This window comes from Lysobacter fragariae, from assembly GCF_054779775.1.
The window spans coordinates 14,145-31,815 of sequence record NZ_BAAGXP010000013.1; the positions used below are offsets into that span (position 1 = coordinate 14,145).

Annotated in this window: 12 protein-coding genes, 2 pseudogenes and 1 riboswitch; of the genes and pseudogenes, 6 read left to right on the forward strand and 8 right to left on the reverse strand. The window is 66.5% G+C overall.

Going from position 1 to position 17,671, the window contains the following annotated elements; genetic code table 11:
- Nucleotides 1–144: 144 nt before the first annotated feature.
- Nucleotides 145–2,217 (forward strand): sodium-translocating pyrophosphatase, encoded by a 2,073-nt coding sequence (locus ACYVD7_RS13595; RefSeq protein ID WP_460764283.1) that lies wholly within the window; start codon nt 145–147, stop codon nt 2,215–2,217.
- Nucleotides 2,218–2,546: 329 nt separating this feature from the next.
- Entirely contained in the window at nt 2,547–3,095 is a 549-nt protein-coding gene (gene ppa / locus ACYVD7_RS13600; protein ID WP_460764285.1) for an inorganic diphosphatase, read from the forward strand.
- 242 nt (nt 3,096–3,337) lie between these two features.
- On the opposite strand, the gene ACYVD7_RS13605 is transcribed toward ppa, so the two are convergent.
- From ACYVD7_RS13605 to thiC, 3 genes are all read right to left on the reverse strand, one after another.
- Nucleotides 3,338–4,198, reverse strand: a complete 861-nt coding sequence (locus ACYVD7_RS13605; protein ID WP_460764287.1) for a helix-turn-helix transcriptional regulator — start codon at nt 4,196–4,198, stop codon at nt 3,338–3,340.
- A 149-nt stretch (nt 4,199–4,347) separates the two neighbouring features.
- Entirely contained in the window at nt 4,348–6,609 is a 2,262-nt protein-coding gene (locus ACYVD7_RS13610; RefSeq protein ID WP_460764289.1) for a winged helix-turn-helix transcriptional regulator, read from the reverse strand.
- Between the two features lie 301 nt (nt 6,610–6,910).
- Nucleotides 6,911–8,803: a phosphomethylpyrimidine synthase ThiC gene (gene thiC, locus ACYVD7_RS13615; protein WP_460764291.1), complete on the reverse strand. Its 1,893-nt coding sequence runs from the start codon at nt 8,801–8,803 to the stop codon at nt 6,911–6,913.
- Between the two features lie 137 nt (nt 8,804–8,940).
- Nucleotides 8,941–9,045, reverse strand: a riboswitch (TPP riboswitch).
- Nucleotides 9,046–9,402: 357 nt separating this feature from the next.
- Between thiC and ACYVD7_RS13620 the strand changes: the two genes are divergently transcribed.
- From ACYVD7_RS13620 to ACYVD7_RS13635, 4 genes are all read left to right on the forward strand, one after another.
- A complete protein-coding gene (locus ACYVD7_RS13620; RefSeq protein WP_460764293.1) occupies nt 9,403–10,638 on the forward strand; it encodes an efflux RND transporter periplasmic adaptor subunit in 1,236 nt (411 codons plus the stop codon).
- Nucleotides 10,639–10,723: 85 nt separating this feature from the next.
- Entirely contained in the window at nt 10,724–11,440 is a 717-nt protein-coding gene (locus tag ACYVD7_RS13625; protein WP_460764295.1) for an ABC transporter ATP-binding protein, read from the forward strand.
- A 28-nt stretch (nt 11,441–11,468) separates the two neighbouring features.
- Nucleotides 11,469–12,626, forward strand: coding sequence for an ABC transporter permease (locus ACYVD7_RS13630; RefSeq protein WP_460764297.1), 1,158 nt, complete (start codon nt 11,469–11,471; stop codon nt 12,624–12,626).
- A gap of 10 nt (nt 12,627–12,636) precedes the next feature.
- Nucleotides 12,637–13,815, forward strand: coding sequence for an ABC transporter permease (locus ACYVD7_RS13635; protein WP_460764299.1), 1,179 nt, complete (start codon nt 12,637–12,639; stop codon nt 13,813–13,815).
- A 94-nt stretch (nt 13,816–13,909) separates the two neighbouring features.
- On the opposite strand, the gene ACYVD7_RS13640 is transcribed toward ACYVD7_RS13635, so the two are convergent.
- From ACYVD7_RS13640 to ACYVD7_RS13660, 5 genes and pseudogenes are all read right to left on the reverse strand, one after another.
- Entirely contained in the window at nt 13,910–14,350 is a 441-nt protein-coding gene (locus tag ACYVD7_RS13640; protein WP_460764301.1) for a GNAT family N-acetyltransferase, read from the reverse strand.
- 83 nt (nt 14,351–14,433) lie between these two features.
- Nucleotides 14,434–15,333, reverse strand: a pseudogene (gene rarD / locus ACYVD7_RS13645) (EamA family transporter RarD); the annotation flags it as partial.
- Nucleotides 15,334–15,413: 80 nt separating this feature from the next.
- Nucleotides 15,414–16,301, reverse strand: a pseudogene (gene yedA, locus ACYVD7_RS13650) (drug/metabolite exporter YedA); the annotation flags it as partial.
- 43 nt (nt 16,302–16,344) lie between these two features.
- Nucleotides 16,345–16,956 (reverse strand): DinB family protein, encoded by a 612-nt coding sequence (locus ACYVD7_RS13655; RefSeq protein WP_460764539.1) that lies wholly within the window; start codon nt 16,954–16,956, stop codon nt 16,345–16,347.
- 36 nt (nt 16,957–16,992) lie between these two features.
- Nucleotides 16,993–17,631: a LysE family translocator gene (locus ACYVD7_RS13660; RefSeq protein WP_460764303.1), complete on the reverse strand. Its 639-nt coding sequence runs from the start codon at nt 17,629–17,631 to the stop codon at nt 16,993–16,995.
- Between the last annotated feature and the right edge of the window lie 40 nt (nt 17,632–17,671).

Sequence of the window (17,671 nt, forward strand, 5' to 3'; positions counted from 1 at the left end):
ACGCATCGCTCCCGTTCATCCCGGGGAAATGTGCCATAGTCGGGCCGTTGCCTCGTTGGGCGTGTTTTCCGACCGCTTGCGACGCCACGTTAAAACCTGCGGTTTTCCCAGAAATTCCATAATTGTCCACTCGGGGGAGGGTTCATGCTGGAGCAGTACGGTTTGGCCTTGGCGCTGGTCTGCGCCGTAATCGCGATCCTTTACGGGATCTTTTCCGCGCGCTGGATCAGCGCACAACCCGCCGGCAACGAACGAATGCAGCAGATCGCCGGCGCGATCCAGGAAGGCGCGCGCGCCTACCTCAATCGCCAGTACACGACGATCGGCATCGCCGGCGCCGTGTTGTTCTTCGTCATCGGCTTCGCGCTCAACTGGCAGACGGCGATCGGGTTCCTGATCGGCGCGGTGCTCTCGGGTGCCGCCGGCTACATCGGCATGAACGTATCGGTGCGCGCCAACGTGCGTACCGCCGAAGCCGCGCGCACCGGCATGAGCAAGGCGATGGACGTCGCGTTCCGCGGCGGTGCGATCACCGGCATGCTGGTGGTCGGCCTGGGCCTGCTCGGCGTCGCCGGCTATTTCGTCGTGCTCTACAAGCACATGGGCCTTGGGATGGAGCAGTCGCTGCACGCGCTGGTCGGCCTGGCCTTCGGCTCCTCGCTGATCTCGATCTTCGCGCGACTGGGCGGCGGCATCTTCACCAAGGGCGCGGACGTCGGCGCGGACCTGGTGGGCAAGGTCGAAGCCGGCATTCCCGAAGATGACCCGCGCAATCCGGCGGTGATCGCGGACAACGTCGGCGACAACGTCGGCGACTGCGCGGGCATGGCGGCGGACCTGTTCGAGACCTACGCGGTCACCATCATCGCCACCATGCTGCTGGGCGGCCTGATGCTCAATGAAGCCGGCCACAACGCAGTGCTCTATCCGCTGGTGCTCGGCGGCGTGTCGATCGTCGCTTCGATCATCGGCGCGTTCTTCGTCAAGGTGAAGGACGGCAGCCGCAACATCATGGGCGCGCTGTACAAGGGCGTGATCGTGTCGGCGGTGCTGGCGGCGGTCGCGTTCTTCCCGATCACCCAGCAGCTGATGGCGGATTCGACCTACGGCTCGATGAACCTGTACTGGTGCGCGTTGATCGGCCTGGTGCTCACTGGCGCTATCGTCTGGATCACCGAGTACTACACCGGCACGCAGTTCAAGCCGGTGCGGCACATCGCGCAGGCGTCGACGACCGGCCACGGCACCAACATCATCGCCGGCCTGGGCGTGTCGATGAAGGCGACGGCGCTGCCGGTGGTTTCGGTGTGCGTCGCGATCTACGGGGCGCATGCGCTGGCCGGCCTGTACGGCATCGCCATCGCCGCCACGTCGATGCTGTCGATGGCGGGCATGATCGTCGCACTCGACGCCTACGGCCCGATCACCGACAACGCCGGTGGCATCGCCGAGATGGCGGAGCTGCCGCCGGAAGTGCGCAACATTACCGATCCGCTCGACGCCGTCGGCAACACCACCAAGGCGGTGACGAAGGGTTACGCGATCGGTTCGGCTGCGCTGGCCGCACTCGTGCTGTTCGCCGACTACACGCACAACCTCAATGCGGTGGGCGAAGCCAAGGCGGCCGCCGCTGGCGTCGCCTACGAGGCACTGCGTTTCGACCTCTCCGACCACATGGTGATCATCGGCCTGCTGATCGGCGGCCTGATCCCGTACCTGTTCGGCGCGATGGCGATGGAAGCGGTCGGCCGTGCGGCCGGCGCGGTGGTGGAGGAAGTCCGCCGCCAGTTCCGCGACATCCCCGGGATCATGGAAGGCACCGGCAAGCCGCAGTACGACAAGGCGGTCGACATGCTGACCAAGTCGGCGATCAAGGAAATGGTCGTGCCGTCGCTGCTGCCGGTCGCGGTTCCGGTTGTCGTCGGGCTGCTGCTGGGTCCGAAGGCGCTGGGCGGCGTGCTGATCGGCACGATTGTCACTGGCCTGTTCGTCGCGATCTCGATGACCACCGGCGGCGGTGCGTGGGACAACGCCAAGAAGTACATCGAGGACGGCAATTTCGGTGGCAAGGGTTCCGAGGCCCACAAGGCCGCGGTCACCGGCGACACCGTCGGCGATCCCTACAAGGACACCGCCGGCCCAGCCGTGAATCCGCTGATCAAGATCATCAACATCGTGGCATTGCTGCTGGTGCCGTTGCTGGCCTCGTGGCTGTAACTTCACGGCTGTGACTGCAGCGCCATAGCTGCAGCGATCAGTCGAAATACGGGACGGCGACCTCAGGGTCGCCGTCTTTCTTTCAGGCGCCGGCAGTTGCCTGAATCACTGGTGCGAACCGCGCATCGCACGGGGCGGGTCTTGACCCGCCATCGCCGCCGCCCGGTGGTGTTCCCCGATCGGCGGCGCGCCCGCGGGCGGCGGTCAAGGCCCGTCCCACGCCCCCGCTGCTGCGCCGCAGCACGCGGCCGGTTAGAATCCGCGCCCACCCTTCCCCAATCCGCCCTACCCGCCCCGCGGGCCGGGCGCGCAGACGTCGGAGCATCGCAATGGGCCTGGACCTCGTCCCCACCGGCAAGAACCCGCCGGAAGAAATCAACGTCATCATCGAAATCCCCAAGGACGCCGAGCCGGTCAAGTACGAGGTCGACAAGGCCTCCGGTGCGATCTTCGTCGACCGCGTGCTGTCCACGCCGATGCGTTACCCGTGCAACTACGGCTACGTCCCGCACACGCTGTGCGGTGACGGCGACCCGGCCGACGTGCTGGTGCTGATGCCGCTGCAGCTGATCCCCGGCTCCGTGATCCGCGTGCGCCCGGTCGGCGTGCTGCGCATGGAAGACGAAGCCGGCAGCGACGAGAAGATCCTGGCCGTGCCGGTCACCAAGGTCTATCCGGGCTACGCCCACATCAACGACCTCGCCGACGTGCCGGAACACTGGCGCGACCGCATCGCCTACTTCTTCGAGCACTACAAGGATCTCGAGAAGGGCAAGTGGGTCAAGCTCAACGGCTGGGGCGGCACGGCGGAAGCCAAGCAGATCCTGGTCGAGTCGATCGAGCGCTACAACGCCGAATCGGACAAGCCGAAGTTCTGATCGCGACGGATCTGCGTCGGAAAGTTCGCGTCGAAAAGAAGGCCGCCCTAGGGCGGCCTTCTTCGTTTCGCGGTGCCCGTTCAATGCGCCTCGTTGGCGTTCATAGGGCAAAAAAAAGCCACGACCCCATGCGGAGTCGTGGCAACCGGCAACACGGCTGGAGGGTTGTCAGCCGCGTTGCCGGTATTCCTTCTGGTGCCTGAGAACGATGTCGAGTCCGTCGCAGGCGCCCGTCACGCGGATCAGCTGGCCTTGGCGGCGAAGGAACCGACGGACTTGCGGTAATGCGATGCCGACACGCCATGCCGCGCACGGAACGCACGCGCGAAGCTGCAGCAGTTGTCGAAGCCGCAGGCGGCAGCGACTTCGCCGATCATCATCGTCGTGTCGCGCAGCAGGCCGGCGGCGCGCTCGATGCGCAGGCGCGCGGCCGCGGCCTGCGGGCTTTCCTGGTAGAGACTCTGGAACGTCTTGGAGAAATACCAGTTGGAGAAGCTGGTGAGTTCGGCCAGTTCGCTCACACGCACGACGCGGTCGCTGTTGCCTTCCAGGTAGAGGCGCGCGCGTTGCAGCCGACCGAACACCTGGCGCTTGCGCAGGCGCGAGCGACCCGGGCAACGCGACAGGGGCGCGGTGAGTTCGCGCTGGACCGACATCAGGTGCAGCAGTAGCGGCCGCAGTGCGTTGATCGATTCGCCTTCGCCGGTGACGGAGGCTTCGCGCCACAGGCGCAGGGCGATGCGTGCGTCACGGCGCGACAGGCGGCCGCGTCCGGCAAACAGGGTGCCCTCGGTCATCTTCGCAACCGCCAGCAGTGCGGCGGGCGTCAGGTGCAGGCCCAGGCACAGGCCGTGGCGGTCGCTCTGCACCAGCGGGCGGGACTCCTTATCGAAGGCGATCCATTCGCCGCGCTGCAGCCGGAACCGGCCCTCGCGGGCTTCCACCCACGCGCTGCCGCGCAGCTGCAACCACACCGACAGGCCACCCTGGTCCAACTGCACGCTGCCCAACCGCGCCACGCCGATCCGACAGGTCTGGCCGAGCGCGGCCACGTCGGGTTGCTGCAGGACTTGCCCGCGATCTGCCCACACCAGCGATTCCATAAACCCACCTCGTTACCGGGATGGATATGGATTTGCCGGAGCCGGGCCGAAGCCGCCGGAAATTTGCCGAACTTTTGTACGAAATCCATCCGAATGTTTTGCCGATGGAGTTCCGAAAGGTCTTTTGCCTTTCCAGTCAGTCACTTATATCAACGGGAGCCGACCACTTCAGGCGCCTGTGGCAGCTTCATGAAGCCGATGTCGCCGCCATCCCATTGCGACAGCGTCAGGAACACGGCGTCGGCGCGCGGACTCAGGCTGAAGCCGTTGCCCCCTGCGCGTCGGATCGGGTCCAGGCAGCGCGGCGAGGAGGGGTCGCCCGCCCGGCGCAGGAGTGATGCGCAGTCCGAGCCGCGTTCCAGGAAGTAGATCGCCCCGTCCTCCGCCACCGACCAGGACCGGTAACGGGCGGGATCGGGCGCCATCGGATCGAGCAGGCGGATGCTGCCCGCGCCCAGGCCGACATCCGCCTGCCACAGGCCCGCCCGGCCCGGGCGGGTGAACAGGACCCGGGCATGGGCGTGATCCACCCTGGCCACGGCGACGTCGTCGATCGCCGCGTCGCGATGCCACGGCTGGGTGCTGCGGTCGTACAACTCCAGGCGCAGCCGGCCTTCGTCGGCGCCAGTGATCACCAGTACGCGATCGCCGTCCGCCGAGGCGTACGCCGCCTGCACCACCTCGCTGGCGGGCACGGGCAACCGGGCGACCCGGCCGCTGGCCGGAACGACTTCGTACAGGCCGGAGCCTTCGGCACCGCTTCCGACCACCAGTACCCGGAGGCTGTCGCGCGACCAGTCCGGCGGGTGCCACGACTCCGGCCGCAGGCCTTCGATCGGGCGCAACGAGTCGGCACGGCGCAGGTCGGTCCACCAGAGCGAGAATTCGCCGGAGCGGTCGGACGTGAACACCAGCTGGTTGCCGTCGGGCGCAATCACCGGCAGGCGATCCCGGCCGGACGACGCGAACAGGCGTTCGCCGGCGTTGCCACCCGGCAGGGCGAAACGATAGATGCCGAAGTAGCTGCGCGCGTTCATGAACGCCATCGCCGGCACGTTGGCGGCGATCGCCGGCTCCAGGCCGTCGGCCAGTCCGAGGTCCTGCACGCTGCCACCGTGCGCCAGGTCCAGGCGCAGCAGCCGGCTTTCGCTGCCGCTCCAGCGCGCCAGCACGATGCTGCGTCCGTCCGGCGTCCAGTCCCAGCCGCGGACGTCCGCGTGCAAGCGGGTCAGCCGCAGCGCGGTACCGCCGCTGGCGGGGATGCGCCACAGATCGCCCACCGGCGAGTTGCGCACGAACACGATCCAGCGTCCGTCCGGGGAATAGCGCGGCGCGAAGTCGACGTCCTGCGCGGTGGCGCCATAGTCCAGCAGCTGCCATGCGCCGCTGGTCAGGTCGAGGGTGCGCAGACCCACGCCGGCATGCGGCACGCCCCGGCTGCTGAACACCAGTCCATCGCCATCGTGGTTCCAGTCGAAGCTCGGCGGATTGCGCGGATCGCACGCGCCCACGACGCGCTCCACGCCGCCGTTGGCCGGCATCAGCAGCACCTTGCAGTCGCGACCGGACGCCACGCGAAGGAAGGCGATCTGGCGGCCGTCGGGCGACCAGGTCGGCGCGCTGTCGTCCGCATCGTCCGGATGGGTGAGCGCGCGGGGCGCGCTGGGATCGCTGGTCTGCACCAGGATCGCGAAGTGCTTCTGGCCGGAAGGAATCGCCGAGTAGGCCACCTGCGCGCCATCCGGCGACAGGCTGGGGTTGGCCTCGATGCCCGGCACCGAGGTGATCAGGCGGAAGGACGGTGACGCTACCTGCGCGGGCGCGATGGCGCCCGATGCTCCGACCTGGCGCGGTGGCGTGCGACCCAGCATCCACCACGCCAGAACTCCGGCCAGCAGTACGCCGATGACCGCGATCGCGGCGATGACGGCGTTCCGGTTGCTACGCCCCGCCGCCGTGGTGGCAATGGATTCGATTTCGCGTGAGGGAACCGCGTCCGCAGCCGCCACCGGAGCATCGGTCGCGGGAGCCGCAGTCGCTGGCGCGTGCTCGCCTTCGAGCCACTCGACCTGCGCGAGGAGGCGATAGCCGTGCTTGGCGATGGTGTCGATGTAGCGCGGATTGCCGCGTTCGTCATCGAAGGCCTTGCGCAGCTGCGTGATCGCCTGGGTGATCACGTCGTCCGTCGGCAGCGTGCCCGGCCAGACCCGCGCGAGCAGCGTGTCGCGGCTGACCACGCGGCCGTCGTGCTCCACCAGCAGCGCCAGCACGCCGATCGCCTTGGGCGTCAGCCGGCGCGGCCGACGTGCGCCCGGGGCGGTGACTTCGCGCAGCGCCATGTCGACGGTGCAGTCGCCCACGCGGAAGCGGGCGGACGACAACGACGTGGCTGGCTGCGGAGATCTGGTCATGAATCCTGCGGATGATGCCGGGATCGGACGCGGCGCAGCCTGTGCCGTTGGTATGGCGAAGCAGGACCTCGCCGTACCAGTGCGTTGCAGGGAGGCGCCTGCACCTTCTGGATTCTAAGGGCTGCGACAGGCGCGAAAGTGACAGCACCGGCTTCGCAACCGGCAACCGAACCGTACGAATGCCGGCCGCGTGCGCTGTCAGGCGAGCGCGCGGCGCTGCTTGCTCCGGCCAGCCGGACCAGATCAGCCGGGTCCGGCGAACTCGCATGCGGTCGGCCTGGCTTGGCCTAGCCCGACCCGATCACGTCCGGTGATAGACCTCGGCGCCCTGCGCGAGGAATTCCTTCGACTTCTCCGCCATGCCCTCTTCCAGCGCCGCGGTCGCTTCGACGCCGTGTTCGGCGGCGTAGTCGCGCACGTCCTGGGTGATCTTCATGGAGCAGAAGTGCGGGCCGCACATCGAGCAGAAATGCGCGACCTTGTGCGCGTCCTTCGGCAGCGTCTCGTCGTGGTACTCGCGGGCACGCTCCGGATCCAGGCCGAGGTTGAACTGGTCTTCCCAGCGGAATTCGAAGCGCGCCTTGCTCAACGCGTTGTCGCGCGCCTGCGCGCCCGGATGCCCCTTCGCGAGGTCCGCTGCGTGCGCGGCGATCTTGTACGCCATCAGCCCTTCGCGCACGTCAGCCTTGTTGGGCAGGCCGAGGTGTTCCTTCGGCGTGACGTAGCAGAGCATCGCGGTGCCGTACCAGCCGATCATCGCCGCGCCGATCGCGGAAGTGATGTGGTCATAGCCCGGCGCGATGTCGGTGGTCAGCGGGCCGAGCGTGTAGAACGGCGCTTCGCCGCATTCGCGCAGCTGCTTGTCCATGTTCTCCTTGATCAGCTGCATCGGCACGTGGCCGGGGCCTTCGATCATGGTCTGGACGTCGTGCTTCCACGCGATCTTCGTCAATTCGCCTAGCGTTTCCAGTTCGCCAAACTGCGCGGCATCGTTGGCGTCGGCGATCGAGCCCGGACGCAGGCCGTCGCCAAGCGAGAAGGCGACGTCGTACGCCTTCATGATTTCGCAGATTTCCTCGAAGTGCGTGTAGAGGAAGTTTTCCTTGTGATGCGCCAGGCACCACTTCGCCAGGATCGAACCACCGCGCGAGACGATGCCGGTGACGCGCTTGGCGGTCAGCGGCACGTAGCGCAGCAGCACGCCGGCGTGGATGGTGAAGTAATCGACGCCCTGCTCGGCCTGTTCGATCAGGGTGTCGCGGAAGATCTCCCAGTTGAGTTCCTCGGCCCTGCCATCGACCTTCTCCAGCGCCTGGTAAATCGGCACGGTACCGATCGGCACCGGCGAATTGCGGATGATCCACTCGCGCGTCTCGTGGATGTGCTTGCCCGTCGACAGATCCATCACCGTGTCGGCGCCCCAGCGGATCGCCCACACCAGCTTCTCGACTTCCTCGGCGATGCCGGACGACACCGCGGAGTTGCCGATGTTGGCGTTGACCTTGGTCAGGAAGTTGCGGCCGATGATCATCGGCTCGCTTTCGGGGTGGTTGATGTTGTTGGGGATGATGGCGCGACCGCGGGCGACTTCATCGCGCACGAACTCGGGCGTGATCAGCTTCTGGATGTTGGCGCCGAAGGTTTCACCCGGATGCTGGCGCAGCAGGTGTGCCTCGCGGATCGCCTCGATACGCTGGTTCTCGCGGATCGCGATGTATTCCATCTCCGGCGTGACGATGCCCTTTTTCGCGTAATGCATCTGCGAGACGTTGGCGCCGGCCAGCGCGCGGCGCGGCAGCGGGCGCTCGCCGAAGCGCACGGCGTCGAGCTTGGGATCGTGTTCGCGCGCGCGACCGAATTCCGACGACAGGCCATGCAGCCGCTCGGTATCGCCACGCTCGGCGATCCACTGCGCGCGCAGCGGCGCCAGGCCGCTGGCCAGGTCGATACGCGCTTCCGGATCGGTGTACGGACCGGAACAGTCGTAGATCGCGAATGGCGCGTTGTCCTCGCCACCGAACATCGTCGGCGTCTTCGTCAGCGCGACCTCGCGCATCGGCACGCGGATGTCCGGGCGCGAGCCTTCGACGTGGATCTTGCGCGAGCCGGGAATCGGGCGGGTGACGTCGGCCGACAGTTGTTCGGCCTGCTGGAGGAGCTGGCTGCCTTTATCAAGCGTGGGAACCGCGTTCATCTGTTTCGTCCGGTTTCGTTGCGTGGGAAAGCGGCGCGTGGGTCGGCTGCGAAGCCCTCCGCGCTGCGGCGCGTTGGACTCAATGGCAGCCGGAAGCTCATCGCGGCGCGGACGAAGCGGCGGCGCGGGACGGATCGAGGCCGCTCCGCGAAGCTTCCCTACGGCGGTCTCAACCGCATCAGGTTCGAAGGGTCTGTCTCAACCACCGCCGGCGAGCCGGCGGGGTACCCCCGCTTCGGTGAGCATTTCACCACGCATGGGGCTGCGAGGCCAGAAATCGTAGCGATACCGGGCTGGCCGGGCGCGATCCGGTCGCAATCAGGCCCCCCCTGACTCCGGATTGTCCCGGAATTGCGGATTCACTTCGGTCGCAGCAGGGGCGCCAGCCCCGATATGTCGCCAGAACCCTCACCCTGCGTGAGATTGGCGGCATCGGCGGGAGCCGTCACACTGGGTGAGACAGGAGCGCCGCAGAGTACGCAGCGCGAGAAACTGACTTCCGGCAGGTAGCGTCCGCCGCACCACTACGGCGAAACTTCGTCGTTGTCCGGCGCCCGAAGCGCGGTGCGCCGCCTGCAGCCAACGCAATGAAGGATGGAATGAACAACGCCGATCTGCTCAAGGAACTGCGCATCGATCGCAGCGCGCCACCTCCGGCCGACACTGGTCGCGGCAAGTGGATCGTCATCGGGGTCGTTGCCGTCGCGTTGGCGGGCGGGATCGGTTGGGCGCTGCTGCGTGGCGACGACGCCATCCAGGTGCGCACCGCCAGTGTCACTGCCCTCGACAATGGTGGCAGCGCTTCGGTGCTGGACGCGACGGGCTACGTCGTCGCGCGGCGCATGGCCACGGTGTCGTCCAAGATCACCGGCAAGGTGCGCGAAGTTCTGATCGAGGAAGGCCAGCGCGTCGAAGCTGGACAGATCATGGCCACGCTCGACCCGATCGATGCCGATGCACAGCGTGACCTCGCCGCTTCGCAGCTGGCGGCATCGCGCAGCGAAATTTCCGCGGTGCAGGCGCAGCTCACCGAAGCAGAAGCCAACGCGCGGCGCCTCGAAGGACTGGTGAAGCAGCAACTGGTCTCGAAGGCGCAGTTCGACACCGCCATCGCCACGCGCGACGCCCTGCGTGCACGCGTGCAGACCGCGCAGCGCAACGCGCAGGTGGCCGGCAGCGGGCTGCGTATCGCTTCGCAGGGCGTGGACAACACCATCGTTCGCGCGCCGTTCGCCGGCGTGGTGATCGCGAAGGCGGCGCAGCCGGGCGAAATCGTTTCGCCGCTGTCGGCCGGCGGCGGCTTCACCCGCACCGGCATCGGCACCATCGTCGACATGGATTCGCTGGAGGTCGAGGTCGACGTCAGCGAGTCCTACATCGGCCGCGTGCAGCCGAAGATGCCGGTGGAAGCCGTGCTCAACGCCTATCCGGATTGGCGCATTCCTGCCGAAGTGATCGCGATCATCCCGACCGCCGACCGCGCCAAGGCCACGGTGAAGGTGCGCATCGCGCTGAAGTCGAAGGACGCGCGGATCGTGCCGGACATGGGCGTACGCGTGTCGTTCCTTGAGCAGGAAGACAAGAAAGCCGCGGCCGTCGCCCAGTCCGCGCCGCGCACGCAGCTGCCCGCCGCGGCGCTGCGCAAGGACGGCGACCAGGACATCGTTTTCGTCCTGCATGACGGCAAGGCCGAACGGCGCGCCGTGAAGCTGGGCGGCAACCTCGGCGACAACCGCCAGGTGCTGGCGGGCGTCAGCGCCGGCGAGCAGGTCATCACCGAGGCGCCGGCAACGCTGAAGGACGGCGACGAAGTCGAGATCTCCGAAAGCAAATAATCCGGACTCCGCACGCCGTGCCTGCAAGAACCGGTCCGGATGTGTGCGAACCACGAACAACCCGTCGAAAGGATCGAGGCAGGCAATGAACGACATGAGCGACATGAGCAAGCACGACGCGATGATCCGCATCCACAACGTCACCAAGTCGTACGAGCGCGGCAAGCAGAAGGTGGAAGTGCTGCACGGCCTCAACATCGACGTGCCGCGCGGCGACTTCGTCGCGCTGATGGGTCCGTCGGGTTCCGGCAAGACCACGCTGCTCAATCTGATCGGCGGCCTCGACACGCCCAGTTCCGGCGAGATCAGCGTCGACGGCCAGCGCATCGACACGCTCAAGGGCGGCCAGCTCGCGCACTGGCGCAGCCAGAATGTCGGCTTCGTGTTCCAGTTCTACAACCTGATGCCGGTGCTCACAGCAGAGGGCAACGTCGAATTGCCGCTGCTGCTGACCAAGCTGTCCGCGGCGCAGCGAAAGAAGAGCGTGCAGGTCGCGCTGCAGGTCGTGGGCCTGGCCGATCGTGCCAAGCACAAGCCGCGCGAACTCTCCGGTGGCCAGGAACAGCGCGTCGCGATCGCCCGCGCGATCGTCTCCGACCCGCACCTGCTGGTCTGTGACGAGCCGACCGGCGACCTAGACCGCGCCACCGCCGACGAGATCCTCAAGCTGTTGCAGGCGCTCAACCGCGAACACGGCAAGACGATCGTCATGGTCACCCATGATCCGCTCGCCGCCGAGTACGCCAACCGCACCCTGCACCTCGACAAGGGCCGCCTCGCCGAACAGAGCGTGGGCGTGTGATGCGCACCGGTAACCGGAGGATCAGCCCATGACCAAGACCGGATTCGTATTCGCCAACCTGTTCCGCAAGAAGACCCGTACGTTCCTGACGCTGTTGTCGGTGATCATGGCCTTCCTGCTGTTCGGCCTGCTGCAGTCGGTGAACCACATCTTCGATGCGGGCGCCGACTTCATCGGCGCCACCCGTCTGGTGACGCAGGCGCGCGTGTCGTTCACCCAGCCCATCCCGCTGAGCATGATGCCCAAGCTGGAAGCCGTGCCGGGCGTGGCGCGCGTCGCGCACATGCAGTGGTTCGGCGGCGTGTGGCAGGAGAACACGCCCCTGTTCGTGTTCGCTGTCGACCCGATACGCCAGCACGACGTGTACCCGGAATGGGTGATGCCCGAGGCGCAATGGAAGGCATTCGCCAATACCCGCACCGCGATGATCGCGGGCCGCCAGGTCGCGAATCAGTACGGCTGGAAGATCGGGCAGAAGATCCCGATCCGTTCCAACATCTACCCGCAGAAGGACGGCAGCAAGGCCTGGGCCTTTGACCTCGTCGGCATCTACGACGGCAGCGACGAGAATTGGCAGAAGCAGACCAACACGGTCTTCATCAGCCACGACTACTTCGACGAGGCCAATCAGTTCAGCAACGGCCGCACCAACTTCTTCATGTTGAAACTGGCTCCCGGAGCCGATGGCGCGAAGATCAGCAGCACCGTCGACAAGATGTTCGAGAACTCGCCGGACGAGACCAAGACGCAGACCGAAAAGGACTTCAACGTCGGATTCATCAAGCAGATCGGCGACATCGGCATGATCGTGCGCTGGATCCTGTTCGCCGTGTTCTTCACCCTGCTGCTGGTGGTGGGCAACACCATGGCGCAGAGCGTGCGCGAGCGCATTCCGGAACTGGCGGTACTCAAGACGCTGGGCTTCTCCGACGGCACCGTGCTGGGCTTCGTGCTGGCCGAAGCCGCCGCGCTTTGTCTGTTCGGCGGCGTCGTGGGCATGTCCATCGCGACGCTGTTCGGCGCCATGATCGAGAAGGGCACCGGCGGCCAGTTCGCGCTGGGCGTGAACGGCTGGGTGTGGATGACCGGCCTGATCGCGATCGTGCTGATGAGCCTGGCCGTCGGCCTGCTGCCGGCACTGCGCGCACGCCGCCTGAAGATCGTCGACGCATTGGCCGGACGCTGAGGAGAACATCATGCTGAGTCAAATCACCGCTATCACCGGCCTGAACCTCAAGAGCATTCCCGAGCGTTGGGCCTCCTCGCTGGTGATCGTCGTCGGCCTGGCCGGCGTCGTCGCCGTGTTCACCGCGCTGCTCGCCATGGCTACCGGCTTCGAAAAGACGCTGTCGTCGACTGGCAGTACCGACAACGCGATCATCCTGCGTGGCGGCTCGGATGCCGAGCTCAATTCCGGCTTTGGTCGCGATTCGGCCACGCTCATCAAGCAGGCCCCGGGCATCCGCAAGGGCGCCGACGGCAAGCCGCTGGCTTCGGCCGAGATGATCGTGATCGCCGAGCTGGTGCGCCAGGGCGACGAGAAGAACGGTGCCAACATCACCGTGCGCGGCGTCGAGCCCAACGCGTTCGCGCTGCGCCCACAGCTGAAGATCGTCGAAGGCCGCAAGTTCCGCACCGGCCTGCGCGAACTGATCGTCGGTCGCGGCGTCACCCGTCAGTTCCAGGGCGCCGAGATCGGCAAGACGTTGCGTATGCGCGGTTCGGACTGGACCGTGGTCGGCGTGTTCGAGTCCGGCGACGCCTACGACAGCGAGCTGTGGGCGGATGCGGAGGTCGCGCAGACGACGTTCAACCGCGGCGGCTACAGCTCGGTGCTGGTCGGCCTGGACGGCGCGAACGGCCAGAAGACGTTGCAGGACAGCCTGAAGACCGATCCGCGCCTAACCGTCGACGTGAAGAGCCAGCAGGAGTACTTCAGCGGTCAGACCAAGAACTTCCGCAAGCAGATCGGCTTCCTGGCTGGCGTGGTCACTTTCATCATGGCGCTGGGTGCGATCTTCGCTGCGCTCAACACCATGTATGCGGCAGTCGCTACGCGTGCCAAGGAAATCGCCACGCTGCGTGCGATCGGTTTCGGCGGCATGCCGGTGTTGGCGTCGGTGATGATCGAGTCGCTGGTGCTGGCGTTTGCTGGCGGCGTGCTGGGTGCGGTGATCGCCTACCTGCTGTTCAACAACTTCTCGGTATCGACACTGGGCGAGAACTTCACCCAGGTGGTGTTCGCATTCAAGGTCACACCAGCATTGGTGGGCACCGGCTTGATGATCGCGCTGGTGATCGGCTTCTTCGGCGGTCTGCTGCCAGCGTGGCGGGCGGCGCGAATGCCCGTGACGACGGCGTTGCGCGCGGCGTAGTCCAACGACGCAATTGGACACGAAGCAGGCCGCGAGCGATCGCGGCCTGTTTTTTTCTCAGCAGCTCGAATGCGCGACGCGGAGCGAGATCCGGTCAGGATTCCGCAAGCCTGGCCCGGAAGTGGAAACACTCGATGCCGAAGCCTTCGCGGAAATAGAAACGGTGCGCATGCTCGCGCTTCACGTTCGAGATCAGCTGGATCTCGCTGCAGCCCTGCGCCCGGCCCTCTTCCTTCAGCCGGGCGATCAGCTGCGCGCCATGGCCCTGCGAACGCGTCGCTTCGTCCGTGACCAGGTCGTCGACGTACAGCAATCGTCCGCAATACAGCATGTTCATGATGCGGTAACTGGCGACGGCGCGAACCTCGCCATCGACCCGCAAGGCCAGCAGCCGCAAGCCATCGCTTGCCTGCAGGTCGCGCATCTTCGCGACGTAGCGCTCCTGTTCGAGCTGCGGTCGCAACTGGCGCATCACCGGGAACGTCGCCGCGATGTCGGCGTCGGTTTCGGCGCGGTGGATGTCGACCGTACTCATCGGGTTTCGTCCGCAGCAACCGAAACCGCCGGTACCGGCATCACCGGTGCTGACTTCAACGGCGAAGATTCCATCGGTGCAGATCGGCGACTGCGCCACAGGCTCTCGCCCGCGAACACGGCCAGCCCCGACCAGATGCAAAGGAAGCCGACCAGGCGATCCTGGCCGAAGGCTTCATGGAACACAAACACGCCGGTGAGGAACTGCAGCGTCGGCGCGATGTACTGCAGCAGGCCGACCGTGGACAACGGCACGCGCCGCACTGCGAAGGCGAAACCGATCAGCGGTAACGCCGTCAGCGCGCCGCCGAATACGAGCAGCGCGGCCACACCTGGGCCCCAACCTGGCGCACCCGGCAGCGGCAGGAAACCTCCCTGCCCCTGCGTTTCGCCCCAGCCCAGGACAACGAGTGCCGGCAAAAACAGGTAGACGCTTTCCACGCCCAACCCGGTGACGGCATCAATGGAAAGCAGCTTGCGCAGCAATCCATACAACGCAAACGACAACGCCAGGCAGATCGCGATCCACGGTGGCTGCCCGAATTGCACGGTGAGCCAGCCAACACCCAGCGCCGCCAGTGCAACCGCCGCCCATTGCGCGCGGCTCAGGCGCTCATGCAGGAAAGCAACACCCAGCACGACGTTCAACAGCGGATTGATGAAATACCCGAGGCTGCTTTCGACAACGTGGCCGGCGTTGATCGCCCAGATGTACAGGCTCCAGTTGAAGCCGATCAGCGCGCCGCTCAGCGCCAGCATCCACGCCGCGCGCGGTCGTGCCAGGGCGGTGCGAAGCCAGGCGCGGCCGTTCTTCCATGCCAGCCACGCGACGACCAGCAGCGTGCTCCACACCACCCGGTGCGCGACCACCTGCAACGACGGCACGGCCTTGAGCAGGTGCCAGTACAACGGCATCAAGCCCCACAGCACGAACGATGCAACAGCGACCCACAGGCCCGTGCGGTTTTCCGTGGCCGGATTCATGCGACGGGCTCGTTGGCGGGTTCGCTTGCCGGGTCGCCGACAGGCTTGGCGGGCGACGCCGGCGCGGACGGCGCCGAAGCGCGCGCCTTCGCGAGGGTAATGATCACCACGCCCACCAGGATCACCGCCATCGCGCCCAGGTCGCGGGCGCTGAAGGTTTCGCCGCCAATGAGCGCGCCGATCAACACCGCCAGCGGCGGATTCACGTACGCATAGCTCGTCGCGAGCGCCGGCCGCACGTGGTGCAGCAACCAGATATACGCGGTGAAACCGAAGATCGAGCCCGCGACGACCAGGTACAGCAACGCCGCCGTTGCGCCCATCGACGGCATGGCGACGAGTCGCTCGCCCTTCAGCAACGCGAGCGGGTACAGCCACGCGGCACCCATCAGCATCTGCGCGGCCGCGGCCATGAAGGGTTCGGGCAGGTCGAGGTCGCGGCTCCAGATCGATCCCCACGCCCAGGCCAGCGGCGCGATGATCAGGCACACGAGTCCGAGCATCGATCCCGACAACTCACCGCCGACGCTGAGCCAGATCACGCCAAGGAATCCGACCACCAGCCCGACCCATTCGATCCGCGACGGATGCCGTCCGCGCAGCATCGCGAACACGCCAGCGAACAGCGGCATCGACGCCACCGCGATCGCGGCCAGGCCGGAACTCACCTGGGTCTCGGCCAGATTCACCATCGCGTTCGACAGCACGACCATCCAGATCGACAGCACCCCCAGCGTGCGCCACTGCGCGCGGGTCGGCGGCTTGACGCCGCGCCAGCGCAGCACGGCGTACATGAGCGATCCGGCGATGGTCATGCGAATCGCACCAAGCAGGAACGGCGGGTAGCCCTCCAGCGCGAAGCGGATGGCAAGGTAGGTCGAACCCCACAGCACGTAGACCGATGCCAGCGCGAGTGCAACGGCGAGCGCGGAGGCGGTGCGTGGCGCGGGTGCTGCAATGGTGTTCATGATCTGGGGGCCGGTTGCGTTGACGAAATTGCAGGGGATGCGTTCAAGTTGCCTTGATGCGCGCTTCTTCCGTATGCGCTGCCTCCGTGCGCGCTGGTTCAATATGCGTCGCGTCCATGCGTGCGCCTTTCATGCGCGCTCCTTCCGGGCGCACTCCTTCCAGGCGCGCCGCGTCGATGCGTGCGAGCAACCATTGCAATCCCGCCAGGTGCTGCTGGTCGTGACTGCACAGATGATGGATGAGGCCACGTACCGTCACCGGCCCCACGCCGTCGAAGATCGCACGCCGCGACAGCGCCTCATCAGACAGTGTGGCAAGTCGTCGCACGGTGTGCTGGCGCGCCACGCTGAACTCCTCCAGCGCCCTGGTTGCATCGGTATTCGTGGCGTAACCACGCTGCGCCGCGAGCGCGTAGCTGTCGATGTCGGCAAGCAGCGGGCAATCCTCGCGCAGCGTGCGATCGATGCGCACCTGGTAGCCGATGATCTCGATGTCGCGCACGTGCGCGAGCTGTTCGATGGGCGTGAAGTGCTCACTCGGAATGCCCTCCCACGACGCGGGCGCCCAGTGCGCGAAACCCGCAGGTACCGCTGCATAGTGCGCCGCCAGCAACCGCGGGAAATCGGCCAGCGCCTGCAATGTCGCGTCGTTCATCACTGTTCTCCTTGTGCCCGGCCCTCGATGCCCAGGTCAGGCCAGGCGCCGCGGTTCCAGCGCCATGCGCAACGCGAGCCCGCCCAACACGCCACCCATCATGTAGCGCTGTGCCGCCATCCACGTCGGCTTGCGCGAAAACCACGAGGCGATGCCCGCAGCCGACAGCGCGATCAACAGATTGAAGGTGAAGCTGATCGTGATCTGCAAGGCGCCCAGCGCAACGCTCTGTGCGAATACCGAACCGCGATGCGGATCGATGAACTGCGGGAGGATCGACAGGTACAGCACCGCCGCCTTGGGATTGAGCAGGCAGGTCAGAAAGCCCATGCGGAACAGCTTGCCCGGAGAGTCCGGCGGCAGCAGCGCTGGCTGCAGCGGAGAACGGGCGCCCGGCTTTACCGCCTGCCAGGCCAGGTACAGCAGGTAGCCTGCACCGGCCAGCTTGAGCGCCTCATACGCCAGCGGCACCGCCATGAACAGCGTGGTCAGCCCGGCGGCCACGGCTGACAGGTGCAGCAGGAAGGCCGCGACCACGCCAAACAGGGAAATCACTCCGGCGCGCGGCCCCTGACTCACCGACCGCGACACCAGGTACACCATGTTCGGCCCGGGTGTGAGCACCATCACCAGCGCGGTGGCGGCGAACAGCAACAACTGGTCCAGCGGGATCATGTGGGGTTCCCTTGCGATCGGCCATCGACGTGATGGAAAA

What these genes read in the sequence shown, in the direction of transcription:
- ACYVD7_RS13610 (WP_460764289.1), bottom strand. Translation starts at nt 6,609, where the DNA reads ATGACCAGATCTCCGCAGCCAGCCACGTCGTTGTCGTCCGCCCGCTTC.
- ACYVD7_RS13630 (WP_460764297.1), top strand. Translation starts at nt 11,469, where the DNA reads ATGACCAAGACCGGATTCGTATTCGCCAACCTGTTCCGCAAGAAGACC.
- ACYVD7_RS13625 (WP_460764295.1), top strand. Translation starts at nt 10,724, where the DNA reads ATGAACGACATGAGCGACATGAGCAAGCACGACGCGATGATCCGCATC.
- ppa (WP_460764285.1), top strand. Translation starts at nt 2,547, where the DNA reads ATGGGCCTGGACCTCGTCCCCACCGGCAAGAACCCGCCGGAAGAAATC.
- ACYVD7_RS13655 (WP_460764539.1), bottom strand. Translation starts at nt 16,956, where the DNA reads ATGAACGACGCGACATTGCAGGCGCTGGCCGATTTCCCGCGGTTGCTG.
- thiC (WP_460764291.1), bottom strand. Translation starts at nt 8,803, where the DNA reads ATGAACGCGGTTCCCACGCTTGATAAAGGCAGCCAGCTCCTCCAGCAG.
- ACYVD7_RS13595 (WP_460764283.1), top strand. Translation starts at nt 145, where the DNA reads ATGCTGGAGCAGTACGGTTTGGCCTTGGCGCTGGTCTGCGCCGTAATC.
- ACYVD7_RS13635 (WP_460764299.1), top strand. Translation starts at nt 12,637, where the DNA reads ATGCTGAGTCAAATCACCGCTATCACCGGCCTGAACCTCAAGAGCATT.
- ACYVD7_RS13660 (WP_460764303.1), bottom strand. Translation starts at nt 17,631, where the DNA reads ATGATCCCGCTGGACCAGTTGTTGCTGTTCGCCGCCACCGCGCTGGTG.
- ACYVD7_RS13620 (WP_460764293.1), top strand. Translation starts at nt 9,403, where the DNA reads ATGAACAACGCCGATCTGCTCAAGGAACTGCGCATCGATCGCAGCGCG.
- ACYVD7_RS13605 (WP_460764287.1), bottom strand. Translation starts at nt 4,198, where the DNA reads ATGGAATCGCTGGTGTGGGCAGATCGCGGGCAAGTCCTGCAGCAACCC.
- ACYVD7_RS13640 (WP_460764301.1), bottom strand. Translation starts at nt 14,350, where the DNA reads ATGAGTACGGTCGACATCCACCGCGCCGAAACCGACGCCGACATCGCG.